This window comes from Streptomyces sp. NPDC048197, assembly GCF_043202395.1.
GTDB classification, from domain to species: Bacteria; Actinomycetota; Actinomycetes; order Streptomycetales; family Streptomycetaceae; genus Streptomyces; species Streptomyces siderophoricus.
In genome coordinates this window covers 1-26,547 of record NZ_JBIDAJ010000002.1, presented here as the reverse complement: position 1 = coordinate 26,547, position 26,547 = coordinate 1, and the positions used below count along the sequence as shown (strand labels likewise).

Annotated in this window: 16 protein-coding genes, 1 tRNA gene and 1 rRNA gene; 4 read left to right on the top strand and 14 right to left on the bottom strand. The window is 71.9% G+C overall.

All coding sequences use genetic code 11. From position 1 onward, the window contains the following. Window positions 1–22: 22 nt before the first annotated feature. On the bottom strand, window positions 23–907 hold the full coding sequence (locus ACGF4C_RS03320) for an AraC family ligand binding domain-containing protein (protein ID WP_393562882.1): 885 nt from the start codon (window positions 905–907) through the stop codon (window positions 23–25). Window positions 908–1,032: 125 nt separating this feature from the next. On the opposite strand from ACGF4C_RS03320, the gene ACGF4C_RS03315 reads away from it, so the two are divergent. Genes ACGF4C_RS03315 through ACGF4C_RS03305 form a run of 3 tightly spaced genes read left to right on the top strand, consistent with a single transcriptional unit; the run spans window position 1,033 to window position 7,437 of the window. Further along, on the top strand, window positions 1,033–5,805 hold the full coding sequence (locus tag ACGF4C_RS03315; RefSeq protein WP_393562880.1) for a DEAD/DEAH box helicase: 4,773 nt from the start codon (window positions 1,033–1,035) through the stop codon (window positions 5,803–5,805). A 29-nt stretch (window positions 5,806–5,834) separates the two neighbouring features. Beyond that, a complete protein-coding gene (locus ACGF4C_RS03310) occupies window positions 5,835–6,629 on the top strand; it encodes an Fpg/Nei family DNA glycosylase (RefSeq protein WP_393562878.1) in 795 nt (264 codons plus the stop codon). Between the two features lie 31 nt (window positions 6,630–6,660). Then, the gene (locus tag ACGF4C_RS03305) at window positions 6,661–7,437 is read left to right on the top strand and encodes an SDR family NAD(P)-dependent oxidoreductase (RefSeq protein ID WP_393562876.1); all 777 of its coding nucleotides are present in this window, start codon (window positions 6,661–6,663) and stop codon (window positions 7,435–7,437) included. On the opposite strand, the gene ACGF4C_RS03300 is transcribed toward ACGF4C_RS03305, so the two are convergent. From ACGF4C_RS03300 to ACGF4C_RS03255, 10 genes are all read right to left on the bottom strand, one after another. Beyond that, window positions 7,385–7,735: a hypothetical protein gene (locus ACGF4C_RS03300; RefSeq protein WP_393562874.1), complete on the bottom strand. Its 351-nt coding sequence runs from the start codon at window positions 7,733–7,735 to the stop codon at window positions 7,385–7,387. The genes ACGF4C_RS03305 and ACGF4C_RS03300 overlap by 53 nt on opposite strands. 93 nt (window positions 7,736–7,828) lie before the next feature. Beyond that, window positions 7,829–8,299 (bottom strand): Dps family protein, encoded by a 471-nt coding sequence (locus ACGF4C_RS03295; RefSeq protein WP_393562873.1) that lies wholly within the window; start codon window positions 8,297–8,299, stop codon window positions 7,829–7,831. Between the two features lie 295 nt (window positions 8,300–8,594). Next, entirely contained in the window at window positions 8,595–8,978 is a 384-nt protein-coding gene (locus ACGF4C_RS03290; RefSeq protein WP_030415589.1) for a helix-turn-helix domain-containing protein, read from the bottom strand. 94 nt (window positions 8,979–9,072) lie between these two features. Further along, window positions 9,073–9,609, bottom strand: coding sequence for a CinA family protein (locus ACGF4C_RS03285; RefSeq protein WP_030415588.1), 537 nt, complete (start codon window positions 9,607–9,609; stop codon window positions 9,073–9,075). Next, window positions 9,606–10,256, bottom strand: coding sequence for a CDP-diacylglycerol--glycerol-3-phosphate 3-phosphatidyltransferase (pgsA, locus tag ACGF4C_RS03280; RefSeq protein WP_393562871.1), 651 nt, complete (start codon window positions 10,254–10,256; stop codon window positions 9,606–9,608). Before pgsA ends, ACGF4C_RS03285 begins: the two co-directional genes overlap by 4 nt. Further along, window positions 10,253–11,764 (bottom strand): 30S ribosomal protein S12 methylthiotransferase RimO, encoded by a 1,512-nt coding sequence (gene rimO / locus ACGF4C_RS03275; protein WP_393562870.1) that lies wholly within the window; start codon window positions 11,762–11,764, stop codon window positions 10,253–10,255. The genes pgsA and rimO overlap by 4 nt, the downstream gene beginning before the upstream one ends. A 105-nt stretch (window positions 11,765–11,869) precedes the next feature. Then, entirely contained in the window at window positions 11,870–12,673 is an 804-nt protein-coding gene (locus ACGF4C_RS03270; RefSeq protein WP_393562868.1) for a helix-turn-helix domain-containing protein, read from the bottom strand. Between the two features lie 226 nt (window positions 12,674–12,899). Then, window positions 12,900–15,698: a DNA translocase FtsK gene (locus ACGF4C_RS03265; protein ID WP_393562867.1), complete on the bottom strand. Its 2,799-nt coding sequence runs from the start codon at window positions 15,696–15,698 to the stop codon at window positions 12,900–12,902. Window positions 15,699–15,812: 114 nt separating this feature from the next. Beyond that, a complete protein-coding gene (locus ACGF4C_RS03260) occupies window positions 15,813–16,472 on the bottom strand; it encodes a two-component system response regulator (protein WP_201809813.1) in 660 nt (219 codons plus the stop codon). Between the two features lie 256 nt (window positions 16,473–16,728). Next, entirely contained in the window at window positions 16,729–22,233 is a 5,505-nt protein-coding gene (locus tag ACGF4C_RS03255) for a HAMP domain-containing protein (protein ID WP_393562865.1), read from the bottom strand. A gap of 293 nt (window positions 22,234–22,526) precedes the next feature. Between ACGF4C_RS03255 and ACGF4C_RS03250 the strand changes: the two genes are divergently transcribed. Further along, entirely contained in the window at window positions 22,527–25,184 is a 2,658-nt protein-coding gene (locus ACGF4C_RS03250) for a SpoIIE family protein phosphatase (protein ID WP_393562863.1), read from the top strand. Window positions 25,185–25,353: 169 nt separating this feature from the next. Here ACGF4C_RS03250 and ACGF4C_RS03245 read toward each other — a convergent pair. The 3 genes from ACGF4C_RS03245 to rrf form a co-directional block, all read right to left on the bottom strand. Further along, a tRNA-Thr gene (locus tag ACGF4C_RS03245) sits at window positions 25,354–25,426 on the bottom strand. Between the two features lie 59 nt (window positions 25,427–25,485). Then, window positions 25,486–26,163 (bottom strand): DegT/DnrJ/EryC1/StrS family aminotransferase, encoded by a 678-nt coding sequence (locus tag ACGF4C_RS03240; protein WP_393562862.1) that lies wholly within the window; start codon window positions 26,161–26,163, stop codon window positions 25,486–25,488. Between the two features lie 116 nt (window positions 26,164–26,279). Continuing rightward, a 5S ribosomal RNA gene (gene rrf / locus ACGF4C_RS03235) occupies window positions 26,280–26,396 on the bottom strand. Between the last annotated feature and the right edge of the window lie 151 nt (window positions 26,397–26,547).

Sequence of the window (26,547 nt, the reverse complement as noted above, 5' to 3'; positions counted from 1 at the left end):
CCTCCTGCCGGGTGCGGGCCGCTCAGAGGGCGCGTTCTTTGCGGTACGCGCCGGGCGGTACCCCGACGATCCGGGTGAAGTGGCGGTTCAGGTGCGGCTGGTCGGTGAAGCCGACCGCGACGGCGGTGTCGGCGGGCGGGTGCCCGGCCTCCAGGAGGGCGCGGGCCCGGCGAACCCGGGCGTCGGTGAGCCAGGCGTGCGGGGGCATCCCGTAGGCGGCCTTGAAGGCCCGCAGCAGGGCGAACGGGCTGGTGCCGAGGTCGTGTGCCAGCTGTTCCAGGGAGGGCGGGTCGGCCATCCGGTCCTCCAGTACGGCACGGGCGCGGACCGCGTTGCGCGCGCCCGCGCTGCGCGGGGTGCGTGCCGGCAGGGGGCCTCCGTAGCTGCGCAGCAGCCGGGCGACGGTGAGGCGCAGCAGGCTGTCGGCGGCGAGCGCGTTGCCCGCCTCGGCGGCCCGGTGGACGTCGGTGATCATGCGGGCGAGCCGGGGGTCCTCGGCGACGGTTTCGGTGAAGCCGGCGGTGCCGCGCAGGGCGGTGGTCTCGTCGGCTATCTCGGCGACGATGCCGGACGACGGGTAGAGGGTGGCGTAGGTCCAGCCCTCGGGGGCGCCGGCCCGCGCGGTGTGGGCGACCTCGGGGTTGATCATGATGATGCCGCCGTGGCCGGCCCGGACGGTGCCCTTCTGGAGGCCGACCTCCTCGATGCCGGAGGTGACCGCGCAGACGACGTAGCCGTCGTGGGCGTGGCGGGGGAAGGAGTGCCGTACGTAGCGGGCGCGCAGCAGGTCGAGACCGGGCAGGCCGGGGTAGCGCCAGTGCCGGGCCCACTCCCCGCGCGCCCGCGGCGTGGCGTCGGCGCCGGGTGCGCCGTCCGCGGCCGCGCCGTCGCCGCTGACCGTGATCATGTCTCTATTCTGCGTCCGGACCGCACGGCCGTGACCTGGGGGTCCGAGGCGCGGACGACGGGCGGGGCGGTCCGCCGGCGGCCGGTGGGGCCGCGTTGTCAGTGGTCCGGTGCACGATGGGGAACATGACCAAGGCAGCGCTCGACTCGTTCTCGCCGGCGACCCGCGAATGGTTCGCCGGGGCGTTCCGCGCGCCCACCGCCGCGCAGGAGGGCGCCTGGCAGGCGATCGGCGCGGGCTCGGACGTCCTGGTGGTCGCGCCGACGGGTTCCGGCAAGACGCTCGCCGCGTTCCTGGCGTCGCTGGACGCGCTGGCGTCCACACCGCCGCCCGCGGAGCCCAGGAAGCGCTGCCGGGTGCTGTACGTGTCACCGCTGAAGGCGCTGGCCGTCGACGTGGAGCGCAATCTGCGCAGCCCGCTGACGGGCATCCGGCAGGAGTCCGTCCGGCTGGGCCTGCCGGAGCCGGACATCCGGGTCGGGATCCGTTCCGGCGACACGCCCCCGGCGGAGCGCCGGGCGATCGCCAACCGCCCGCCGGACATCCTCATCACGACGCCCGAGTCGCTGTTCCTGATGCTGACGTCCTCGGCGCGGGAGGCGCTGGCGGGCGTCGAGACGGTGATCGTGGACGAGGTGCACGCGGTCGCCGGCACGAAGCGCGGGGCGCATCTGGCGCTGTCCCTGGAGCGGCTGGACGAGTTGCTGGACCGCCCGGCGCGCCGGATCGGGCTGTCGGCGACGGTGCGCCCGGTGGAGGAGGTGGCCCGCTATCTGTCGCCGCGGCGCCGGGTGGAGATCGTCCAGCCGCCGTCGGGGAAGCGCTTCGAGTTGTCGGTGGTCGTCCCGGTGGAGGACATGGGCGAGCTGGGCAGCGCCCCGGTCCGGGAGGGCGAGACCGGTGAGAAGCCGTCCATCTGGCCCCAGGTCGAGGAGCGGATCGCCGATCTGGTGCAGGCGCACCGCTCCACGATCGTCTTCGCCAACTCGCGCCGCCTGGCGGAGCGGCTGTGCAACCGCCTCAACGAGATCGCCTACGAGCGGACGACCGGGACGGCGCTGCCCGAGCACCACTCCCCCGCGGAGCTGATGGCGGAGGCCGGTGCCGCGAAGGGCGCGCCGCCGCTGCTGGCGCGGGCGCACCACGGCTCGGTGTCCAAGGAGCAGCGCGCCCAGGTGGAGGAGGACCTGAAGGCGGGCCGGCTGCCGGCCGTGGTCGCCACGTCCAGTCTGGAGCTGGGCATCGACATGGGCGCGGTCGACCTGGTGGTGCAGGTGGAGTCGCCGCCGTCGGTCGCGTCCGGTCTGCAGCGGGTGGGCCGGGCCGGCCATCAGGTCGGGGCGGTCTCGACGGGCATCGTGTTCCCGAAGTACCGCGGCGATCTGGTGCAGGCGGCCGTGGTGACGGAGCGGATGCGGACCGGCGCCATCGAGGCGCTGCGGGTGCCCGCCAATCCGCTGGACGTGCTCGCCCAGCAGGTCGTGGCGATGGCGGCGATGGACACCTGGGACGTGGCGGAGCTGCTGGCCGTCGTCCGGCGGGCGGCGCCGTTCGCCGCGCTGCCGGAGTCGGCGTTCCGGTCCGTGCTGGACATGCTCGCCGGCCGCTATCCCTCGGACGCGTTCGCCGAGCTGCGGCCGCGCCTGGTGTGGGACCGGGTCGCCCAGACGGTCACCGGGCGGCCCGGGGCCCAGCGGCTGGCCGTGACGTCGGGCGGCACGATCCCGGACCGCGGCCTGTTCGGGGTGTTCCTGGCCGGCGGCGACTCCGGCAAGGGCGGCGGCGGGCGCCGGGTGGGCGAGCTCGACGAGGAGATGGTCTACGAATCCCGGGTCGGCGACGTCTTCACGCTCGGTACGACGTCCTGGCGGATCGAGGACATCACCCGGGACCGGGTGCTGGTCACGCCCGCCCCCGGGGTGCCCGGCCGGCTGCCGTTCTGGAAGGGCGACCAGCTGGGCCGTCCCCTGGAGCTGGGGCGGGCGCTGGGCGCGTTCCTCAGGGAGATCGGGGCCGCCGACCCGGAGGAGGCGCGGAGCCGGCTGGCCGCGGCCGGGCTGGACGACTGGGCGGTCTCCAATGTGCTGGGCTATCTCGCCGAGCAGCGGCAGGCCTGCGGCCATGTCCCCGATGACCGCACGATCGTCGTCGAGCGGTTCCGCGACGAGCTCGGCGACTGGCGGGTGGTCATCCACTCCCCGTTCGGCGCGCAGGTGCACGCCCCGTGGGCGCTGGCCCTCGGCTCCCGGCTGGCCGAGCGCTACGGCCTGGACGCCCAGGTGATGCATGCCGACGACGGCATCGTGCTGCGTCTGCCGGACGCCGACCTGATGGGCCTCGACCTCCTCGACGGGGACGGCGGGTTCGGCACGGCCGGCGACCCGGGGCTGGGTGCGCGCGGCGCGGAGTACGACCCGGAGCAGTCCCCGGTGGGGGCCGCCGATGTCGCCTTCGATCCGGGCGATGTCGATCAGCTCGTCACGGACCAGGTGGGCGGCTCGGCGCTGTTCGCGTCCCGGTTCCGCGAGTGCGCCGCCCGCGCCCTGCTGCTGCCCCGCCGCAATCCCGGCAAGCGCACCCCGCTGTGGCAGCAGCGGCAGCGCGCGGCCCAACTGCTCCAGGTGGCCAGCGAGTTCGGGTCCTTCCCGATCGTGCTGGAGGCCGTCCGCGAATGCCTCCAGGACGTCTTCGACGTGCCCGGTCTGACGGAGCTGATGGGTGACCTCGAGGCCCGCCGGGTCCGCCTGGTGGAGGTCACGACCCCCGAGCCGTCCCCGTTCGCCCGCTCGCTGCTGTTCGGCTACGTCGCCCAGTTCCTCTACGAGGGCGACTCCCCGCTCGCCGAGCGGCGGGCCGCCGCGCTGTCGCTGGACTCGCGGCTGCTCGCCGAGCTGCTGGGCCAGGCGGAGCTGCGTGAGCTGCTGGACGCCGAGGTGCTGGCCGAGCTGGAGCGCGAGCTGCAGTGGCTTTCGGAGGACCGCCGGGTCAAGGACGCGGAGGGGGTGGCCGACGTCCTGCGGCTGCTGGGGCCGCTGACCGACGCCGAGCTGGTCGAGCGCGGCGCGGATCCGGCCTGGCCGCGGGAGCTGGGCGCCGCCCGGCGGGCCATCTCGGTGCGGATCGCCGGCGCCGACCACTGGGCCGCGGTCGAGGACGCCGGCCGGCTGCGGGACGCCCTGGGCACGGCGCTGCCGGTCGGCGTCCCGGAGTCGTTCACGGAACCGGTCAAGGATCCGCTGGGCGATCTGCTGTCCCGCTTCGCCCGTACGCACGGGCCGTTCACGTCCGAGCAGGCCGCCGCCCGCTTCGGTCTGGGCGCTGCGGTCACGGACGGCGCGTTGCACCGCCTCGCCGCCGCCGGTCGCGTCGTCCAGGGCGAGTTCCACCCGGCGGGCATCGGCCAGGAGTGGTGCGACGCCCAGGTGCTGCGCAGGCTGCGCCGCCGTTCGCTGGCCGCGCTGCGCGAGGAGCTGGAGCCGGTGCCGCCGGCGGCGCTCGCCGCGTTCCTGCCCCAGTGGCAGCATGTCGCCGCGCCGCGCCCGGCCCCGGTGAGCGGCCCGCCGGTGCCGTCCGGCGGCGCGTCGCACAGTCTGCGAGGCATCGACGGGCTGGTGCGCGCCGTCGAGCAGTTGCAGGGCGCGCCGGTGCCGGCCTCGGCCCTGGAGAAGCTGGTGCTGCCGTCCCGCGTCGGCGGGTACACCCCGGCCATGCTGGACGAACTCACCGCGACCGGTGAGGTGTTGTGGGCCGGTGCCGGTGCGCTGCCCGGCAAGGACGGCTGGCTCTCGCTGCATCTCGCCGACACGGCTCCGCTGCTGCTGCCGCCGCCGCTCCCGCTGGAGCTGACCGCCCTCCATGAGTCGCTGCTGGCCGCGCTCGCCCCCGGGTACGGCCTGTTCTTCCGCCAGCTCGCCGACCAGGTCCGGGCGACCACCCACCCCGAGGTGACCGATCCCCAACTGGCCGACGCGCTCTGGGACCTGGCCTGGTCGGGCCGGCTGACCAACGACACCCTCGCCCCGCTGCGGGCGCTGCTCGGCTCGGGGCGTACGGCCGGTTCGACGGCGCACCGCGCCCGGCGCGCCGTCCCCCGCGGGCGGTACGGCTCGCTGGCCATGGCGGCGGGCCACGGCGGCCGGCCCACGGCGTCCCGGTCGGGCCCGCCGACCGTCGGCGGCCGCTGGTCGCTGCTGCCCGCTCCCGAGCCGGACCCCACCCACCGCGCGCACGCCCTGGCCCGTACGCTCCTGGACCGGCACGGCATCGTCACCCGCGGGGCGGTCGCGGCCGAAGGGGTCGAGGGTGGTTTCTCCGCCGCGTACCGCGTCCTGGCCGCGTTCGAGGAGTCCGGCCAGGCCCGCCGCGGCTATGTCGTCGAGGGGCTGGGCGCCGCCCAGTTCGCGATGGACGGTGCGGTGGACCGGCTGCGCGCGGTGAACACCCAGCGGGAGCGCACCGCCGACGAGGCGCTGCCGGACGGCGGTCCGCAGCGGCGCGGCGGTCCGCAGCGGGCCGTGGTGCTGGCCGCCGCCGATCCGGCCAATGCCTACGGCGCCGCCCTGCCCTGGCCCGATCCGCCCGAGGGCTCGACCCACAAGCCCGGCCGGAAGGCGGGCTCCATGGTGGTCCTGGTCGACGGTGAGCTGACGCTCTACATGGAGCGCGGCGGCAAGACCCTGCTGATGTGGCCGCTGGGCCAGGACCCGGCCGGCGCCGCGAGGGACCCCCGGCTGCGGCCCGCGGTGGAGGCGCTCACCGACGCCGCCCGGGCCGGCGCGCTGGGCACGATCACCACCGAGCGCATCAACGGCACCGCGGCCCTCACCTCTCCGTTCGCCGCCGTCCTGGAGTCCGCGGGCTTCCACCCGACGCCGCGGGGGCTGCGGCTGCGCGGCTGACCGGGCCGGCGGACCGGCATGATGGGGGCATGCCCGAAGGTGACACCGTCTGGCGGCTGGCGCAGCGGCTGCACGAAGCGCTCGCCGGCCGGCCGCTGACCCGCTGCGACCTGCGGGTGCCCAAGCTCGCGACGGTGGACCTGACCGGCCGCGAGGTGCAGGCGGTGCTCCCCCGCGGCAAGCATCTGCTGACCCGTTTCGAGGGCGGTCTCACCCTCCACTCCCATCTGCGGATGGACGGCGCCTGGCAGATCTACGGTCCCGCCGAGCGCTGGCGCGGCGGGCCGGCCCATCAGATCCGGGCGGTCCTCGGCACGGCGGAGCACACCGCGGTCGGCTACCGTCTCCCGGTCCTCGATCTGCTGCCGACGGCCGAGGAAGGGCGGGTCGTCGGCCATCTGGGGCCCGATCTGCTGGGCCCCGACTGGGATGCCGCGGAGGCGCTGCGCCGGCTGCTCGACGCCCCGCGGCGGCCGCTCGGCGAGGCCCTGCTCGACCAGCGCAATCTGGCCGGCATCGGCAACGTCTTCAAGTCGGAGCTGTGCTTCCTGCTGCGCGCCTCGCCCTGGCTGCCCGTGGGCGAGCTGCCGGCGCCGGAGCGGGCGCCGGCGCTCGCCAAGAAGCTGCTGGAGGCGAACAAGCGGCGCCCGGCGCGTACCACCACGCCCAGCGCCCGCCCGGACCGCCGGCTGTGGGTCTACGGCCGGGCCGGCCGCCCCTGCCTGCGCTGCGGTACGCCGGTCCGCTCCGCCGACCAGGACCCCGCGGCCGAGGAACGCGTCACCTACTGGTGCCCTGGCTGCCAGCCCCGCACAGACAATTGACGGCCCGTCAGCTCGGCCCTACCCTCCCGGCATGCCCCTGCCCGCGTACGACCTCACGGGCCGCACTGCGATCGTGACCGGCGCGGCGAACGGAATCGGCCGTGCCACTGCGGCGCTCCTCGCCGCGGCCGGTGCCACGGTGCACTGCGCGGACCTCGACGAACGGGGCGCGCAGGCGACCGCCGCGGCACTCACCGCGGCCGGCGGCAGCGCGCACGCCCACCGCGTCGACGTCACCCGCCGGGCCGAGGTCGCCGCCGTCGTCGATGCGGCCCGCTCCGCCTCCGGCCGGCTCGACGTGCTGGCGAACATCGCCGGCATCATGCACTCCGCCCCCGTCCTGGAAACCGCGGACGAGGATCTGGACCGGGTGTGGAACACCAACTTCAAGGGGGTGCTGTACGGCTGCCAGGAGGCTGCCCGGGCGATGATCGCCACCGGCACCCGCGGCTCCCTCGTGACCATGGCCTCCGGTGCGATCGACACCGGCGCACCGGGCCTGCTCTGCTACGGGGCCGCCAAGGCCGCCGTCGTGCAGCTGACCAGGACGCTGGCCACCGAGGTCGGCCGGCACGGTATCCGCGTCAACGCCGTCGCGCCGGGCTGGATCCGCACCCCGATGACCGACCGTCCCACCGAGGAGGCGCAGCGGCGGGCGGAGGCGCCGATGATCCGGATGTCACCGCTGGGGCGGGTGGGAGAGCCGGTGGAAGTCGCGCACGCCGTGCTGTACCTCGCGTCGGACGCCTCGTCCTTCACGACCGGCCAGATCCTCCGCCCCAACGGCGGCGTCGCCATGCCGTGGTGAACGCCATCCGGGCCCGCCGGAGCACGGCCCGACGGCGCCGGGACTCGTTCCGGCCCGTCCACGGCACGCAGTGCACCGGCAGCAGGCTCAGGCCCCAGCCGCCGAGCGCCACGGCGCCCTCGACCAGGCCCGCCGTCTGCGGCCAGAACGCCAGCCGGAGCACGGCGCACCACCACAGCCCCCCGACGAGGGCCGCGGATATCCGGCGCCCCGGGACGGCCCACGGACGAGGGCCGGCCGGCTCACGCTCCGGGAGCCGGCCGGCCGGTCCGCGGGCCGCGGTTCCACGCCACGCCATGGCTGCCTCCTCCGGCCGACGCTAGACGGGCCCGCGGTCGGCGGGGAGAGCGCACCGGCGCGTTTGCGGCGCGCGGAACCACCACGGGCACCGTCAGTGGGCCTCGGCCTGGAACATCCAGTGGTGCTTCTCCAGATCGGCGGTGAGGCCGATCAGGATGTCCTGGGTGACCGGGTCCGGCTCATCGGTGGCGATGATCCGCTCGCGCATCCGCCCGATGACTGCGCCCAGGGCGTTCACCATGGCCCGCACCACGTCGCCGTCCTTGACCCAGCCGTCCTGCACCTCGTTGATGCCGCTGGTCTTGGCGACGGTTGCGGCTCGGCCGTCCGGGGACACCCCGATCGCGGCCGCCCGCTCGGCCACCGTGTCCATGTGCGTCCGTGCGCTGGCGACCACCTCGTCGAGCTGGAGGTGCACGGAGCGGAACCGCGGGCCGACGACGTTCCAGTGGACCTGCTTGGCGACGAGGGAGAGGTCCACCAGGTCGACGAGGGCGCCCTGCAGGGCGGTCCCCACGATGCCGCGGGCTTCGTCGGACAGCGTGCTCTTGACGACAGACATCCAGATACTCCTGTTCGAACGGGGATCGGACCTGACCGGACCCGATCGAGCCGCGCACGATCCGGACAGCCGGTCCGGGTGACCGAGGTGGCCGACCGGTCCGGGCGATCGATCCAGGTGAGCGCGTCCCGTGGGCGATCCCGACAGCAATTCGGACTATTTGTCCGATTTAGCCATCGTACAAATGAATCGCACGATCTGAGCGGCCACGGTGATCCGCCGGACCTCCCCGGACAGCACGGAGCCCCGGCGGGCTGCTGCCCGCCGGGGCTCCGGACGCCTGTGATCAGGTGTGTCAGGCCGCGACGACATCCACGACGTCGGCCGGGGACTTGATCGTCACGCGCTCCTCCGGTACGCCGGCCAGGGACGCGACGGACACCGAATTGAGCTTCGGCCGCACCGGCGCCGGCACCGCGTCGCTCGCGGCCGCGGACGCGGCCAGCTCGGCGAGCGCCAGCTCGTCGCTGACCTCCCGCATCAGCTCGGACATGCGCACGTCCAGCGCGTCACAGATCGCCGAGAGCAGCTCGGAGGAAGCCTCCTTCTGCCCCCTCTCGACCTCGGACAAATAGCCGAGCGACACCCGGGCGGAGGACGAGACCTCGCGCAGGGTTCGGCCCTGGCGCTGACGCTGTCGGCGCAGAACGTCACCCAGCAGGCGACGAAGCAGAATCATCGCTGGCTCCCTCCTCGGACCTCGGATCCGGATCCTTCTCGCCCCACCGTACCGCCTCGGGCCGCGGCCGTGCCGGGCGCAAGTACGTGTTCACTCAGGGCTGCAAACATCCATTCCCCCCGTGTTGTTCCGTATCCTGTGCCCGCGCATTTTCTGTCAGTTCGCTCAACAACAGTGCGAGCACCGCGTCAATGGTGTCCCGGCGGATCCGGTCACGATCCCCCGTGAAGGCCAGCCGGCGCACCTCGCCGGCACCGTCCGGTCCCTGCACCGCGACGAAAACCGTGCCCACCGGCTGCCCGTCCTGCGGATCGGGTCCGGCGACGCCCGTGGTGGCGATGCCCCAGTCGGCGCCCAGCACCCGCCGCACACCGGCCGCCATCTGCCGGGCGACCTCGCCGTCCACGGCTCCGCGTGCGGCCAGCAGGGCGCCGTCGACGCCCAGTACGTCCCGTTTGAGGTCGGTTGCGTACGCGGTGATCGAGCCGCGCAGCACCCGCGAGGCCCCGGGGACCGCGGTCAGCGTGCCGGCCACCAGGCCGCCGGTCAGCGACTCCGCCACGGCCAGGCTCTGCCCCCGTCCGGCGAGCAGCTCCAGCGCCCCGGCCGCGGCAGAACCCGGCCCGGTCACCGGACGGTGTCCTGTTCGGCCCGGGCGGCCCGCTCCCGCGCCAGCCCGGCCCGGCGCAGCACCACGGCCTGCCGGACGTAGTCGAGTCCGGTCGCGACCGTCAGCACCACGGCCGCCGCCATCACCCACCAGCGGAACGTCGCCAGCGGCCCGGTCAGCACCAGGACGTACATCCCAACCGCGGTGCCCTGCGCCAATGTCTTGATCTTGCCGCCCCGGCTGGCCGGAATCACACCGTGCTTGATCACCCAGAAGCGCATCAGCGTGATGCCGAGCTCACGGAAGAGGATCAGGCCCGTCACCCACCAGGGCAGATCACCGAGCACCGACAGGCAGATCAGCGCCGCGCCCATGATCGCCTTGTCCGCGATCGGGTCGGCGATCTTGCCGAAGTCGGTGACGAGGTTGTACGTGCGCGCCAGATGTCCGTCGAAGACATCGGTGATCATGGCGATCGCGAAGGCGGCCCAGGCGAAGGCGCGCCAGGCCCGGTCGGTCCCGTTGTCGTGCATCAGCAGCACCACGAAGGCGGGGACCAGCACCAGCCGCAGCATCGTCAGGACGTTGGCGATGTTCCACAGCCCGGCCGGCCGGACGGCCGGCGCCGTGCGCGGGCCACCCGCTGCGGAAGCCGGGACTCCGGTCATCTGGCCGCCTCCTCGGTACACGACGTGCCGTCCACCGACAGCACCTCCGCCACCAGGTCCACGCCCTCGCTCGCCACCACCTTTGCTTCGACCATACGACCGGGCGACAGTTCCTGGCCGGTCGAGAGCAGGGTGACACCGTCGGTCTCCGGCGCCTGGTGCGCGGCCCGCCCGACGAGACCGTCCTCCTCGTCGTCACGGTCGACCAGCACCCGCACCGTCTCGCCGATCCGCTCCTCGGCGCGCTGCGCGCTGAGCTCCTCGGCCAGCCGCGACACCCGTGCCAGCCGCTCGGCGACCTCGTCCGGGTCGAGCTTGTTCTCGTACGACGCGGCCTCGGTGCCGTCCTCGTCGGAGTAGCCGAAGACGCCGATGGCGTCGAGCCGGGCCTCGGTCAGGAAGCGCTCCAGCTCCGCCAGGTCACCCTCGCTCTCCCCGGGGAAGCCCACGATGAAGTTGGACCGGACACCGGCCTGCGGCGCCTTCGTACGGATCTGCGCGAGCAGCTCCAGGAAGCGGTCGGTGTCGCCGAAGCGCCGCATCGCCCGCAGCACACCGGGCGCCGAGTGCTGGAAGGAAAGGTCGAAGTAGGGCGCAACCTTGTCGGTCCCGGTCAGGACGTCGATCAGACCCGGTCGCATTTCGGCCGGCTGCAGATAGCTGACCCGGATCCGCTCGATGCCGTCGACGGCCGCCAGCTCGGGCAGCAGCGTCTCCAGCAGGCGGATGTCGCCGAGGTCCTTGCCGTAGGAGGTGTTGTTCTCGGAGACCAGCATGATCTCCTTGACGCCCTGCTCGGCCAGCCAGCGGGTCTCCCCGAGCACATCGGAGGGCCGTCGGGAGATGAACGAGCCGCGGAAGGACGGGATGGCGCAGAACGTGCAGCGCCGGTCGCAGCCGGAGGCCAGCTTCACCGACGCCACCGGGCTGCTGCCGAGCCGGCGGCGCAGCGGGGCGCGCGGCCCGGAGGCGGGCGCGATGCCGTCCGGCAGGTCCTCGGGCGGGGCGGCCGGCGCCTCGGCCTGGGCGTGGCCGGGCAGGGCGACCCCGGCGGAGCCCTGCCGCTCGGCCGGGCTGATCGGCAGCAGCTTGCGGCGGTCGCGCGGGGTGTGCGAGGCGTGGACACCGCCGCTGAGGATGGTCTGCAGCCGGTCGGAGATGTCGGCGTAGTCGTCGAAACCGAGCACGCCGTCGGCCTCGGGCAGCGCCTCGGCGAGCTCCTTGCCGTAGCGCTCGGCCATGCAGCCGACGGCGACCACGGCCTGGGTTCTGCCGCCGCCCTCACGGGCCGCGGTCTTCAGATCGTTGGCTTCCAGCAGGGCGTCGACGGAGTCCTTCTTGGCGGCCTCGACGAACCCGCAGGTGTTGACGACGGCGACATCGGCATCGGCGGCTTCCTCGACCAGCTCCCAGCCGTCCGCCGCCAGGCGGCCTGCGAGCTCCTCCGAGTCCACCTCGTTACGGGCGCAGCCAAGGGTGACAAGGGCGACGGTACGGCGTTCGGGCATAGGGCTCAGCCTACTTCGTCCCGGACACCCCCTTCGCGCAGGTCTCCGCCGCCGGGGCCCCAGGGGCCCCGGGCCGGGCGGCGGACGCGGTCCGGAGCGCGGCGCTCAGCCCGCCTGGGGGTCCCCCGGCGTGTAGCTGAGCCGCTCGACGGGCCCCTTCTCACCGATCTCCTTGACCTCTTTGCCGTTGACGTACAGCTGTACGACCGGCGCATTGCCGAGGACCAGGTCGATCCGCTTCTTGTCGGTGATCGTCTTGGACTCGCCCTGCTTGAGCAGGCTGTCCTCCAGCAGCTTGCCGTTGGCGTCCTTGGCGGAGACCCAGCTCTGGCCGTCCTTGGCAGTGACCTTGATCGTCACCTTGTCCTTCGGCAGCCCGGCGACCGCACTGTCGGACGGCTCCGGCAGCGGCGGCTTGATCGTCGAGGGGTGGCGGGTGGGTGCCGGCGCGGGCTTGGCGTGCGAATCGGACGCGATCGGGCTGTTGTCGCTCTTGTCGCCGCCGGTGAAGAGCGTGAAGCCGGCGAAACCGACCACCGCGACGATCGCCGCGACCATCGCCGCCGTCCAGTTCGGCCGGCGCGGCTCGGAGCGGATCCGGTCCGCCTCGTAGATCGGGGCGGCCAGATCGGTCGGCGTCGGCCGGCCGCCGTGCTCGGCGTCGAAGTGCGCGATCAGCGGGCCGGGGTCGAGCGAGACGGCGCGGGCGAGCGCTCTGATGTGCCCCCGGGCGTAGACGTCACCGCCGCAGCGCGAGAAGTCGTCCTGCTCGATCGCGTGCACGATGGGGATGCGCACCCGTGTCGTCGTACTGACCTCTTCGACGGTCAGTCCCGCGGCGACACGGGCCTGCTGGAGGGCGCGACCGACGGAAGGCCGGTCAGCTTCGGGGGAGTTGCCGATGGACACGGGCGGCGCCTTTCGAGCGTGTAGCCACCTGCTGGAAGCTCAGTCTAGGGGTGGAGCGAAAGGGTCGGGCAAGCGGGAGAGCTCGGTTTGTACGCCATCAGAACGCCCCGCGGGGGTGCCGTGCGGGTTGATGATGAAGCATCGTTCCCTCGCCTCCCTCAACTTGACGTGTCGGCAGGAGAAACGGTTGCTTGCGTCTCCCGTACGGGTGACCCGGATGTCTGTGCTACTCCGTAGCCTCCCCCCGGATCACCGCCAGCACTCCGTCCAGTTCGTCAGGTTTCACAAGAACGTCACGAGCCTTCGACCCCTCGCTGGGCCCGACGATGTTGCGCGACTCCATCAGGTCCATCAGCCGGCCGGCCTTCGCGAAGCCCACCCGCAGCTTGCGCTGGAGCATCGACGTCGACCCGAACTGGGTGGAAACCACCAGCTCAGCGGCCTGACACAGCAGGTCGAGGTCATCGCCGATGTCCTCGTCGATCTCCTTCTTCTGCTTGCTGCCCACCGTGACGTCGTCCCGGAAGACCGGGGCCATCTGGTCCTTGCAGTGCTGGACCACGGCGTGGACCTCGGCCTCGGTGACGAACGCGCCCTGCATACGGGTCGGCTTGTTCGCCCCCATCGGCAGGAACAGCCCGTCACCCTTGCCGATCAGCTTCTCGGCACCCGGCTGGTCGAGGATGACCCGGCTGTCGGCCAGCGAGGACGTGGCGAACGCGAGCCGCGAGGGCACATTGGCCTTGATCAGGCCGGTCACCACGTCGACGGACGGCCGCTGGGTGGCGAGCACCAGATGGATGCCGGCGGCCCGGGCGAGCTGGGTGATGCGGACGATGGAGTCCTCCACGTCGCGCGGCGCGACCATCATCAGGTCCGCCAGCTCGTCGACGATCACCAGCAGGTACGGGTAAGGCGCCAGCTCCCGCTCGCTGCCCTCGGGCGCGCTGATCCTGCCCTCGCGCACCGCCTCGTTGAAGTCGTCGATGTGCCGGAAGCCGTAGGCCGCCAGGTCGTCATAGCGCAGGTCCATCTCGCGCACCACCCACTGCAGCGCCTCGGCGGCCCGCTTGGGGTTGGTGATGATCGGCGTGATCAGGTGCGGGATGCCCTCGTAGGCGGTCAGCTCGACGCGCTTGGGGTCGACCAGCACCATCCGGACGTCCTCCGGGGTGGCACGCATCATCACCGAGGTGATCAGGCAGTTGATGCAGGACGACTTGCCGGAGCCGGTGGCGCCGGCCACCAGCATGTGCGGCATCTTCGCCAGCGAGTGCATGACGTACCCGCCCTCGACGTCCTTGCCGAAGGCCACCAGCATCGGGTCGTCGTCCTCGGCGGAGTCCGCGAGCCGCAGCACGTCGCCGAGGTTGACCATCTCGCGGTCGGTGTTGGGGATCTCGATGCCGACCGCGGACTTGCCCGGGATCGGGCTGATGATCCGGACGTCGGGACTGGCCACCGCGTACGCGATGTTCTTGGCCAGCGCGGTGATCTTCTCGACCTTGACGGCCGGGCCCAGCTCGACCTCGTAGCGGGTGACCGTCGGGCCGCGGGTGAAACCGGTGACCGCGGCGTCCACCTTGAACTCCTGGAAGACCGTGGTCAGCGCGGTCACTATGGCGTCGTTCGCGGCGCTGCGGGTCTTGCCCGGCCCGCCCCGGGAGAGCAGGTCCAGCGACGGCAGCGCATAGGTGATGTCCCCGGACAGCTGGAGCTGCTCGGCGCGCGGCGGCAGCTCACCGGACGGCTCGGGCGCGGCCTTGGTGAAGTCCGGTACGGACGCGGTCGACGGCTCCTCGGCAGGCGTCGGCTCCGGCTTCGGCCCGGCGCCGCGGGCCGGCGGGACCGTACCGCTCTCCCCCGAGGTGTCCGCGCCGTCGTGCTCGCGGTGCTCGGTCGAGATGCCGCTGCTGAGCCCGGCCACGAGCGGGGAGGGCTGGACGCCGTGCAGCACCGCGCCGTCCAGCGCGGCGGCGGCCGCGGCGGCCACGTCCACCGCGTCCATCGGCCGGTCCGCGGCGGGCTGTACCGAGCTCCGGCGCGGCCGGCGCCGCTTGGCCAGCGCCTCCTCCTCCAGGGAGTCCGGGTCGGCCGGGGCGGACGCCGCGGAGGGACGGCGACGGGGGCCGCGCGCGGGCTGCTCGCGCCAGTCCTCGGCGTACTCCTCGGCCTCGTCGAAGTCCACCTCCTCCGCCAGGGGGTGCACCACGCCCAGCCGCACGCCGAGCGCCCGCAGCCGCTGCGGGATCGCGTTGACCGGGGTCGCGGTGACCACCAGCAGCCCGAAGACGGTCAGCAGCGCCAGCAGCGCCACGGCCAGGGTCTGGCCGACGGTGAAGATCAGCGGCTTGGAGGCGACCCACCCGAGGTAGCCGCCGGCGTCCTGTATGGCCGCGAAACCATCGCCGCGTCCCGGTGAGCCGCAGGCCATCGCGACCTGCCCGAGGACGCCGACGACCAGCGCCGACAGCCCGATGACGATCCGTCCGTTGGCCTCCGGCTGCTCCGGGTGCCGGATGAGCCGCACCGCGATGCCGCCGAGCAGTATCGGGACGACCAGGTCGAGACGGCCGAACGCGCCGGTCACCAGCAGCTCGACGAGGTCGCCGACCGGACCGGAGAGGTTGGACCAGGTGCCGGCCGCGATCACCAGTGCCAGACCGAGCAGCCCGAGGGCCAGACCGTCCTTGCGGTGCGCCGGGTCGAGGTTCTTCGCGCCGCGGCCCATCCCGCGGAACACCGCTCCGATGGTGTGGGCGATCCCCAGCCAGCAGGCGCGGACCAGGCGGTACACCCCCCCGGTCGGGGACGGTGCCGGTCTGGGCGGGGCCTTCTTGGCGGGCGCCTTCTTGGCCGGGGCCCTCTTGGCCGGGACCTTTTTCGCCGCGGCCTTCTTGGCGGGCGGCTTCGCGGGCGCCTTCTTCGCTGCGGTCTTCTTGGCCGCGCCCCCGGACCGTCCGGCGCGCTGCTTCGAGGGGCCCGCCGTGCTCTGGGTTCCCTTGCCGGACGTACGTGAGGCCATGGCGACGAGATTACAGGCGACCGCGGGCATGACACGAGCGCACGGCCCTTCACCCATCCGTGTCGCGCGCCCGTCTCATGAGGGGGCGTCAGCGGCCCGGCGGCCGCCCCGCGCTCAGCCCGTGGCGGCCCCGGCGCCGGGCTCCAGGGCGTCCAGCGCCCGGCGCAGCCCGGTGAGTTTGCGCTCCAGATGGGCCGCGGTGGCCACCGCCGCGGCGTCCGCGGTCTCGTCCAGCTGCTTGGACAGCGCCTCCGCCTGCTCCTCGACCGCCGCCAGCCGCGCGGACAGCTCGGCGAGCAGCCCCGCCGACTCCCTCGCCTCGTCGGCGCTGGGCCGGCCGCCCTCCAGCTGCAGCCTCAGCAGGGAGGCCTGCTCCCGCAGTTGGCAGTTCTTCATGTACAGCTCGACGAAGACCGAGACCTTCGCGCGCAGCACCCACGGGTCGAACGGCTTGGAGATGTAGTCCACCGCGCCGGCCGCGTAGCCGCGGAAGGTGTGGTGCGGACCGTGGTTGATGGCCGTGAGGAAGATGATCGGGATGTCACGGGTGCGCTCACGCCGCTTGATGTGCGCGGCGGTCTCGAAACCGTCCATGCCCGGCATCTGCACATCGAGCAGAATCACCGCGAAATCGTCCGTGAGCAGTGCTTTGAGCGCTTCCTCCCCGGACGATGCCCGCACCAGTGTCTGATCGAGCGCGGAGAGGATCGCCTCCAGCGCCAGCAGATTCTCCGGCCGGTCATCGACCAGGAGGATCTTGGCCTTCTGCACCATGGCCCGTCCTCCTCGCCCCGGCAGTGAACCGGACGCCGCCCCAGGGGACGACTCCGTCATGCCGCCCGTCCTTGTGCCGGTCATGGTAGCTGCACCCCGCCTGTCGCCACACCCTGTCACCGCGATGTCACTGTGCACGTAGCAGAAACGCAGACAGAGACGAGAAGGTTCCCCGGATCCGGGGCCTCCACACGTCCGCCGCCACACTCCGTCAGCACGCGATGATCCTCATTCCGGCTCCATATTGGACGCCCTCTCACTCCGCGCGCATCCATTGCTCCATGACCGACAGCAGATGGTCGGTGTCGACCGGCTTGGTCACGTAGTCGGAGGCCCCGGAATCGATGCTCTTCTCCCGGTCGCCCTTCATGGCCTTCGCGGTCAGCGCGATGATGGGCAGCCCGGCGAACTGCGGCATCCGGCGGATCGCCGCGGTGGTCGCGTAGCCGTCCATCTCCGGCATCATGATGTCCATCAGTACCAGCACGATGTCGTCGTGCTGCTCCAGGACCTCGATGCCCTCCCGGCCGTTCTCCGCGTACAGCACCGACAGCCCGTGCTGTTCCAGGACGCTGGTGAGCGCGAAGACGTTGCGGATGTCGTCGTCGACGATCAGCACCTTCTCGCCCTGGAAGCCGCCCTCGAAGCCCGGCTCGACGAGGTCCTGGCCGTTGCCCAGCCAGGGCTCCTCGGCGGGCTGCCGCTCCGGCTGAGCGGGCGACTGCGGGGCGGGCTGCGGCGGGCCGGACGGCTGCTGGCCGGGCAGCGCGAACCGCCGCTGGGACCCGGAAATCGCCCGCCGGCGGCGCCGGTTGAGGCTGCCGCCGCCCACCTCCCGGCGCGGCGGCTCCTCCGCCTCCTGGATCCCCGCCTCCGTCTCGCGCGCCTCCGCGTCCATCGCCAGCCCGCCGGCGACCAGCTGCGGGTAGCCCTGCGGCGGCAGCCCGCCCGGGTTGTGCGGCAGGTAGAGCGTGAAGGTGGAGCCTCGGTTGGGCTCGCTCTGGGCGTGGATCTCGCCGCCCAGCAGGCGGGCGATCTCCCGGCTGATGGACAGGCCCAGACCGGTACCGCCGTACTTGCGGCTGGTCGTGCCGTCCGCCTGCTTGAAGGCCTCGAAGATGACCCGCATCTTGCTGGAGGCGATGCCGATGCCGGTGTCGGTCACGGAGAACGCGATCATCTCGGCGTCCGGGTCGCGCAGCGAACCGTGTTCCAGCAGCTGTTCGCGGATGGCCACCGGGACGTCCGCGCCGGCCGGCCGGATGACCAGCTCGACCGCGCCGGTGTCGGTGAACTTCACCGCGTTGGACAGCAGGTTGCGCAGCACCTGCAGCAGCCGCTGCTCGTCGGTGTGCAGCGTGGCCGGCAGCTCCGGCGAGACCCGTACGGAGAAGTCGAGTCCCTTCTCCGCGGTCAGCGGCCGGAAGGTGGCCTCGACGTAGTCGACGAGCTGGACCAGCGCGATCCGCGTCGGGCTGACGTCCATCTTGCCGGCCTCGACCTTCGACAGGTCCAGGATGTCGTTGATCAGCTGGAGCAGGTCGCTGCCCGCGCCGTGGATCGTCTCCGAGAACTCGACCTGCTTCGGGGAGAGGTTCCCCTCGGCGTTGTCGGCCAGCAACTTGGCCAGGATCAGCAGCGAGTTGAGCGGGGTGCGCAGCTCGTGCGACATGTTGGCCAGGAATTCCGACTTGTAGCGCATCGAGACCGCGAGCTGCTCGGCGCGCTCCTCCAGGACCTGCCGGGCCTCCTCGATCTCGGTGTTCTTGACCTCGATGTCGCGGTTCTGCGCCCGCAGCTGCTCGGCCTTCTCCTCCAGTTCGGAGTTGGACAGCTCCAGCGCCTTCTGCCGGCTCTCCAACTCGGCGGAGCGCTCGCGGAGTTGCTCGGTCAGCTCCTGCGACTGCTTGAGCAGCACCTCGGTCTTAGTGTTGACCGAGATGGTGTTGACGCTGGTCGCGATCATCTCGGCGATCTGGCTGAGGAAGTCCTTCTGGATCTGGGTGAACGGCTGGAACGACGCCAGCTCGATCACGCCGAGCACCTTGTCCTCGAACAGCACCGGCAGCACGATCACGTTCGCCGGCGGCGCCTCGCCCAGCCCCGAGGCGATCTTGAGGTAGCCGGAGGGCACGTTCTCCACCAGGATCGTGCGCTTCTCCTCGGCGGCCGTGCCGATCAGCGTCTCACCGGGCTTGAAGGTGGTGGGCATATTGCCCCCGGAGTAGCCGTACGAGCCCATCAGCCGCAGCTCGTACTCGCCCGACTCGCCGCCGTCCGCGCCGATCTCCTGGCTGTCCGGCTGCGCCGCCAGGAAGAACGCGCCGTGCTGCGCGGAGACCGCGGGCGACAGCTCGCTCATGATGAGCGTGGCGACGTCCTTGAGGTCGCGCCGGCCCTGCATCAGACCGGAGATCCGGGCGAGGTTGCCCTTGAGCCAGTCCTGCTCCTCGTTGGCGAGAGTGGTCTCGCGGAGCGTGGCGATCATGGTGTTGACGTTGTCCTGGAGCTCCAGGATCTCGCCGGCCGCGTCCACGTCGATCCGGACGTTGTGGTCGCCGAGGGTCACCGCCGCGGCGACCGCGGCGATGGCGCGCACCTGCCGGGTCAGGTTTCCGGCCATCTCGTTCACGGATTCGGTCAGGTCCCGCCAGGTGCCGGCCACGCCCCGCACCTGCGCCTGACCGCCCAGCTGGCCTTCCGTACCCACCTCGCGGGCCACCCTGGTGACCTGCTCGGCGAAGGACGACAGCTGGTCGACCATGGTGTTGATGGTGGTCTTCAGCGCGAGGATCTCGCCGCGCGCGTCGATGTCGATCTTCTTGGTCAGATCACCCTTGGCGATGGCGGTGGTGACCATCGCGATGTTGCGGACCTGTCCGGTCAGGTTGTTGGCCATCGAGTTCACGGACTCGGTGAGGTCCTTCCACGTCCCGGCTACGCCGGGGACGCGGGCCTGACCGCCCAGGATGCCGTCGGTGCCCACCTCGCGGGCCACCCGCGTGACCTCGTCGGCGAACGACGACAGCGTCGTGACCATCGTGTTGACCGTGTCGGCGAGCTGCGCGACCTCACCGCGCGCCTCGACCGTGACCTTCTTCGTCAGATCGCCGTTGGCGACCGCCGCGGAGACCTGCGAGATGTTCCGCACCTGGATGGTCAGGTTGTTGGCCATCAGGTTGACGTTGTCGCTGAGGTCCTTCCAGATGCCGGTGACGCCCGGAACACGTGCCTGGCCGCCCAGTTGGCCTTCGGTACCGACCTCACGGGCGACCCGGGTCACCTGCTCGGCGAACAGCGACAGCTGGTCGACCATCGTGTTGACGGTCGTGACCAGTTCGAGGATCTCGCCCTTGGCGTCGACGGTGATCTTCTTCGACAGGTCACCGCGGGCCACCGCGGTCGTCACCTCGCCGATGTTGCGCACCTGCGACGTCAGGTTGTTCGCCATGAAGTTGACGGACTGGGTGAGGTCCTTCCAGGTGCCGCTGACGCCCTGCACCTCTGCCTGACCGCCCAGGATGCCCTCGGTGCCCACCTCGCGGGCGACCCGGGTGACCTGCTCCGCGAAGGACGAGAGCTGGTCGACCATGGTGTTCAGGGTGTTCTTCAGCTCCAGGATCTCGCCCCGGGCGTCCACGTCGATCTTCTGCGACAGGTCACCGCGCGCGACGGCCGTGGCGACCTGCGCGATGTTGCGGACCTGGGCCGTGAGGTTGCCGGCCATGCCGTTCACGGAGTCGGTCAGATCGCGCCAGACGCCGGCCACACCGGGCACCTGTGCCTGACCGCCCAGCCGGCCGTCCGTACCGACCTCACGGGCGACCCGGGTGACCTGCTCGGCGAACGCGGAGAGCTGGTCGACCATCGTGTTGATGGTGCTCTTCAGCTCCAGGATCTCGCCGCGCGCGTCCACGTCGATCTTCTGCGACAGGTCACCGCGCGCCACCGCCGTCGTCACCTGGGCGATCTGCCGCACCTGCGAGGTGAGGTTCCCCGCCATGAAGTTGACGGAGTCGGTCAGCTCCTTCCAGGTGCCGCTGACGCCGTCCACCCGGGCCTGACCGCCCAGCCGGCCCTCCGTACCGACGTCCCTGGCCATCCGCGTGACCTGGTCGGCGAACGACGACAGCTGGTCCACCATGGTGTTCACGGTGTTCTTCAGCTGGAGCATCTCGCCGGAGACGTCGACGGTGACCTTCTGCGACAGATCGCCGTTGGCGACCGCGGTCGTCACCTGCGCGATGTTGCGCACCTGACCGGTGAGGTTGCGGAACGCGGTGTTGACGGAGTCCGTGAGGTCCTTCCAGGTCCCCGCCGCCCCGGGCACCGCCGCCTGGCCGCCCAGCTCACCCTCGACGCCGATCTCCCGCGCCACCCGCGTCACTTCGGCACCGAACGCGGAGAGCTGGTCCACCATCGTGTTGACGGTGTTCTTCAACTCCAGCATTTCCCCGGCCACATCGACGGTGACCTTCTGCGAGAGATCACCGTTGGCGACCGCCGTCGTCACCTGCGCAATGTCCCGCACCTGGGCCGTCAGGTTCCGGAAGGCGTTGTTCACCGAATCGGTGAGGTCCTTCCACGTGCCCGCGGCACCCGGCACCTGCGCCTGACCGCCGAGCTGCCCCTCGGCCCCGACCTCGTTCGCCACCCGCGTCACTTCGTCCGCGAAGGTCCGCAGCGTTTCGGTCATGGTGTTGATCGTGTCGGCGAGCTGGGCGACCTCGCCGCGTGCGCTGACCGTCACCTTCTGCGACAGGTCACCATTGGCCACGGCCGTGGTGACCTGGGCGATCCCGCGCACCTGAGCGGTGAGGTTGCCGGCCATGAGATTGACCGAATCCGTCAGGTCCTTCCACACCCCGGCCACACCGGGGACCTGGGCCTGACCGCCGAGCTCGCCCTCCGTACCGACCTCGCGGGCGACCCGGGTCACCTCGGAGGCGAACGACGACAGCTGGTCCACCATCGTGTTGACGGTGTTCTTCAGCTCCAGCATCTCGCCGGCGACATGGACCGTCACCTTGCGCGACAGATCACCCTTGGCGACCGCCGTGGTGACCAGCGCGATGTCCCGGACCTGTGCGGTCAGCCGGGACGCCATGGTGTTGACGGATTCCGTGAGATCCTTCCACGAACCCGACATTCCGCGCACCCGCGCCTGGCCGCCGAGCTTGCCCTCCGTGCCGACCTCGCTGGCCACCCGCGTGACCTCGTCGGTGAACGCGGAGAGCTGGTCCACCAGGCCGTTGACCGTCCGGCCGACCTTCAAGAATTCACCGCGCAGGGGATGCTCCGAAGAACTGTCCGAACTGCGCGACCGAAGATCCATCCGCTGTTCCAGATCGCCCTCGGACACCGCCGAGAGCACCCGGCCGACCTCGGAAACCGGCCGTACCAGGTCGTCGACCAGCGCGTTCGACGCGTCGATGGCCGCGGCCCAGGAGCCTTCGGCGGCGCCGACCTCCAGCCGTTCCGTGAGTTTTCCCTCACGTCCGACGACCCGGCGCACCCGCGCCAGCTCGCCCGTCAGATGCAGATTGCGGTCCGCGACCTCGTTGAAGACCGCCGCGATCTCCGACATGACACCGTCGCCGGAAACCGTGAGCCGCTTGCGGAAGTTCCCGTCCCGCATGGCGACCAGAGCGACCAACAGCCGATTCAGCGCAGCCGTATCCACCTCGGTCGTCCCGTTGCTCCGGGAACGTCCGCCTTTCGCGCGCGTGCTTGCGCCCCGCGCCGCTGCGCCAGACTCCACCGTGTCCCTCCCGCAGGGTCGACCGTTCTACCCGGGCTTTCTCTTGATACTTGCCCAGTGTTTCACCATGGCCCAACCAGGCCATAACAGTTCGGCAGCATCGCACACCGTCCCACGGCACGATTGGGGCGGAAACACACGTGACCGGCATCCTCGGCCGCGGCGAAGGTAAGTAACCTGGCATACGGCTGTCCACCCGCCCCCGTGACCTCGCGTACGGGCGGGGGCACGAGCACACCAGGTATTTCCGGAGGGGCGCCGCGACCATGGGGGAGCAGATCACCGACACACGCATGAGGAGACCAGTGATCACCGCGCGGGCCGCCGCAACCTTCGAGCCGGTCGGGCGCTCGGTCGCCACCGCCCGTGCGTTCGTCCGCGACACCCTCCAGGGCTGGGGCTGCGCCGACATCATCGACGACGCCGTCGTCCTCACCAGCGAGCTGGTCACCAACGCCGTCGTGCACGCCGGCACCGCCGCGGACGTCCTGTGCCAGCGCGACGACGACGGCGTCAAGATCTCCGTCGCCGACCGCTACCCCGAACGGGAGATTCCGCTCCAGAACGCCGGCCAGGTCATCGTCCACCCGGACCGCGAGGGCGGCCGCGGACTGCTCCTGTGCGGCGCCCTCGCCGCCCGCTGGGGCGTCGAATACAGCGCCGCCCAGAAATACGTCTGGTTCCAGCTCGACCTCCCCGAGCGCCCCGCCGGCACCCGCTCCGCCGGCCCCGCCCTCCCCGTCGACGCCCTCCCGGTCACCGACAGCCGGGTCCGCGTCGCGGTGATCCAGATCGACCGCGGCGGCTGCATCAGCTTCTGGAACGAGGACGCCCAGGACCTCTTCGCCTACGACCCCGAACAGGTCATCGGCAAGCCCCTCACCGACCTCGCCGCCTGGCCGCACACGCCCGGCACCGGCACCGGCATCGCCGAGGCGCTCCAGCTCTCCCGCTGGGAGGGCTCCTACGGCATGCGCGGCTCCGACGGCCGGGTCGTCCCCGTCTACGCCTCCCACCTGCGCGTCCGCGACGCCGACGGCGAGGCCTCGACGGTCTGCCTGCTGGTCCGCGACCACGAACGCGCGATCCTCCAGAGCCCCCAGCGCACCCCCGCCGGCGACACCGCCTCGCACACCGGCCAGGCCGCCCAGTCGGCGGCCCACCCCTCCGACCCGTTCGAGGTCTTCATCGGCTCGCCGGCCCCCGACGACCTCGACGGCCTGCTCCAGCGCACCGTCGAACGCGCCCGCGACATGCTCGACGGCGACGCCGCCTACCTCCTGCTCGCCACCGACGACGAGACCGAACTGGAGGTCCGCGCCTCCACGGGCCTGCCCTCCGCCCGCCAGCGCTTCGCCCGCGTCCCCGTCGAAGCCGGCTCCGGACGCTACGGCTCCGCCCGGATGCCCGCCGTCCACGAGGACCTCACCGCCGTCCCCGGCGCCGTCCCCCTGCTCAGCGGCACGGGCATGCGCTCCGTCGTCACCGTCCCCCTCAAGGTCGAAGGGCGGCTGACCGGCTCCCTCGGCGTGGCCGCCGAAAACCCCGGCCGCTACACCAACGAAGAGGCCCTCCGCCTCCAGTTCGCCGCCGACCGCATCGCCCTCGCCGTGGAACGCGCCCGGCTGACCGAACTCGAAAAGCTCCGCCGCGGCTCGCTGTCGTTCCTCGTCGAGGCGTCCGACCTGCTGGCCGGCACCCTCGACCGCGACCAGACCCTGGCCCTGATGGCCCAGATGACGGTCCCCACCCTCGCCACCTGGTGCGCGGTCTACACCGTCGCCGACCAGGCCTCCGAACCCGAGCTGTCGTACGTCCTGCACGAGGACGAGGACCGCATCGACGGGCTGAAGACCCTCCTGATGAAGGTCGACCCGCCCGAGCCGGTCCCCACCCCCGGCGCCCGCGTCTGGACCGCCCCCAGCGACGCCGCCCACGACGCCGCCCTGCGCACCTCCATGCGCAGCCTCGGCCTGGGCAACGCCGCACGCCCCTCCAGCGGCCCCGGCGCCACCCTCGCCACCGCCTCCGCGGTCGGCGGCGAGACCGTCGTGCTCCCCCTCGTCGCCCGTAACCGCGTGATCGGCATGCTCACCCTCGGCAAGCCCACCGAGGAGCACTTCCGCCAGGAGATCCTCGAACTCGCCGAGGACCTCTCCCGCCGGGCCGCCCTCGCCCTGGACAACGCCCGCCTCTACTCCGAGCGCACGGCCATCAGCCAGTCCCTCCAGCGCAGCCTGCTGCCCCCGGAGCTGCCCGACATCGCCGGCGTCGAGGTCGAGGTCATCTACCGCGCGGCCGGCGAGGGCAACGAGGTCGGCGGCGACTTCTACGACCTCTTCCCGATCCGCGACGGCGCCTACGGCTTCGCCATCGGCGACGTCTGCGGCACCGGCCCGGAAGCCGCCGCCGTCACCGGCCTCGCCCGGCACGCCCTGCGCCTGCTCGCCCGCGAGGGCTTCGGCGGCCCCGCCGTCCTGGAGCGGCTCAACGCCGCCATCCTCGACGAAGGAGCCCGCAGCCGCTTCCTGACCCTCCTTTACGGCGAGCTCTGGCCCCAGGACGACGGCAGCGCCCTCCTCAAGGTCGTCTGCGCCGGCCACCCGCTGCCGCTCCGGCTGCGCCAGGACGGCACGGTCGAACCAGCCGCCGAACCCCAGCCCCTGCTGGGCGTCATGGACGACCTCGAACTGTACGAACAGACCGTCACCCTCGACCCGGGCGACGTCCTGCTGTGCGTCACCGACGGCGTCACGGAACGCCGCGAGGGCGCCCGCATGCTCGGCGACGACGGCCTCACCGACGTCCTGACGACCTGCACCGGCCTGACCGCCGGCGCCGTCGCCGCCCGCGTACTGCGCGCCGTGGAACGCTTCGCCGCCGAACCGGCCTCCGACGACATGGCCATCCTCGCCATGCGCGTCCCCGAGCCCCAGCCCCAGTCCGGCTGACCCCGGGGCGGGCCACCCACCGTGGTGTCCCGCCCCACACCCGCACGGCCGCCCGGGCGCACAGGGCCCGGCCCATATCGCGCACAGAACCGAGGCGAACTGAGGCCCCCTCACCCGCGGCCGCATACGACAAAGGCCCCCGCCATTCGGCGAGGGCCTTTACCTCTTGAGCCCCAATACGGAATCGAACCGTAGACCTTCTCCTTACCATGGAGACGCTCTGCCGACTGAGCTATTGGGGCCGGCAACAGAAAGAATATTACCCCAACTCCGCGGCGTTCACGAACCACCCCGCCCGCTCCTAAAAAGCCGGCTGCAGCAATCCCCCCAGCGCATTGCACGCACCGACCATCTTCTGCAGCTCGCGCCGCGACATCCCGGCGTGCACCGGCAGCGTCAACGTCTCGTCCACCGCCCGCTCGGTCTCCGGCAGGAACACGTCCCGCCGCAACCCCGGAAGCCGGTACACCGGCGCCTGCACCGGCACCCGGCACCCAACGCCCTTGGCCCGCAAGGTCCGTGCGAACGCATCCCGGTCCGGCCGGCCGTTCCCCGGCACCCGCACCACGTACTGCGCGTACAGGTGCCCCGACGCCGACGCCGGCGTCCGGACCCCGCTGAGCCGCTCGTCCAGATACGCCGCATGCGCCCGACGCAGCTCCGTACCCGCCGGATCCGCCCCGGCCTCGTCTTCCACCAGCACCAACAGCCCGTGCCGCTGCCCCACTTCACGCAGCCGTCCGACCTCCGCCGGCCGCCCGAACTTGTGGACCGCCACGACCGCCACCGTCCGACTGGACACCACGTCGGCCACCGACGCCGGGTCCAGGCAGTAGCTGTCCCCGTCCACGTCGGCAAATACCGGCACCGCGCCCAACTCCACGACGGCCCGGGCCACTTCGGCGTTGCCGTACGCCGGCACCACGACCTCATCCCCGGTCCGCACACCGGCCGACTTGAGCGTTCCCACAGTCCGCATGAGGCGGATCCTTGTCGGATGAGGTGAACGTCGAGTTACGCCCACCACCCGAAAATCGGAACAAAAAAGCTCCGGTCCCTGAATCACGAGGATTCAGGGACCGGATCTGAAGAATTGTTCGGCGGCGTCCTACTCTCCCACAGGGTCCCCCCTGCAGTACCATCGGCGCTGAAAGGCTTAGCTTCCGGGTTCGGAATGTAACCGGGCGTTTCCCTAACGCTATGACCACCGAAACACTATGAAGTTAACCAACCGGAATCATGACTCAACGGTCGTTACTTCAGAACCTACACAGTGGACGCGAGCAACTGAGGACAAGCCCTCGGCCTATTAGTACCAGTCAACTCCACACCTTACGGCGCTTCCATATCTGGCCTATCAACC

Bases quoted from the DNA above. Each gene is read 5' to 3' on its own strand.
- ACGF4C_RS03250 (WP_393562863.1), top strand. From the start codon at position 22,527: ATGAGGAGACCAGTGATCACCGCGCGGGCCGCCGCAACCTTCGAGCCG.
- ACGF4C_RS03265 (WP_393562867.1), bottom strand. From the start codon at position 15,698: ATGGCCTCACGTACGTCCGGCAAGGGAACCCAGAGCACGGCGGGCCCC.
- ACGF4C_RS03290 (WP_030415589.1), bottom strand. From the start codon at position 8,978: ATGATTCTGCTTCGTCGCCTGCTGGGTGACGTTCTGCGCCGACAGCGT.
- ACGF4C_RS03240 (WP_393562862.1), bottom strand. From the start codon at position 26,163: ATGCGGACTGTGGGAACGCTCAAGTCGGCCGGTGTGCGGACCGGGGAT.
- ACGF4C_RS03305 (WP_393562876.1), top strand. From the start codon at position 6,661: ATGCCCCTGCCCGCGTACGACCTCACGGGCCGCACTGCGATCGTGACC.
- ACGF4C_RS03260 (WP_201809813.1), bottom strand. From the start codon at position 16,472: ATGGTGCAGAAGGCCAAGATCCTCCTGGTCGATGACCGGCCGGAGAAT.
- ACGF4C_RS03300 (WP_393562874.1), bottom strand. From the start codon at position 7,735: ATGGCGTGGCGTGGAACCGCGGCCCGCGGACCGGCCGGCCGGCTCCCG.
- ACGF4C_RS03310 (WP_393562878.1), top strand. From the start codon at position 5,835: ATGCCCGAAGGTGACACCGTCTGGCGGCTGGCGCAGCGGCTGCACGAA.
- ACGF4C_RS03315 (WP_393562880.1), top strand. From the start codon at position 1,033: ATGACCAAGGCAGCGCTCGACTCGTTCTCGCCGGCGACCCGCGAATGG.
- rimO (WP_393562870.1), bottom strand. From the start codon at position 11,764: ATGCCCGAACGCCGTACCGTCGCCCTTGTCACCCTTGGCTGCGCCCGT.
- ACGF4C_RS03320 (WP_393562882.1), bottom strand. From the start codon at position 907: ATGATCACGGTCAGCGGCGACGGCGCGGCCGCGGACGGCGCACCCGGC.
- pgsA (WP_393562871.1), bottom strand. From the start codon at position 10,256: ATGACCGGAGTCCCGGCTTCCGCAGCGGGTGGCCCGCGCACGGCGCCG.
- ACGF4C_RS03295 (WP_393562873.1), bottom strand. From the start codon at position 8,299: ATGTCTGTCGTCAAGAGCACGCTGTCCGACGAAGCCCGCGGCATCGTG.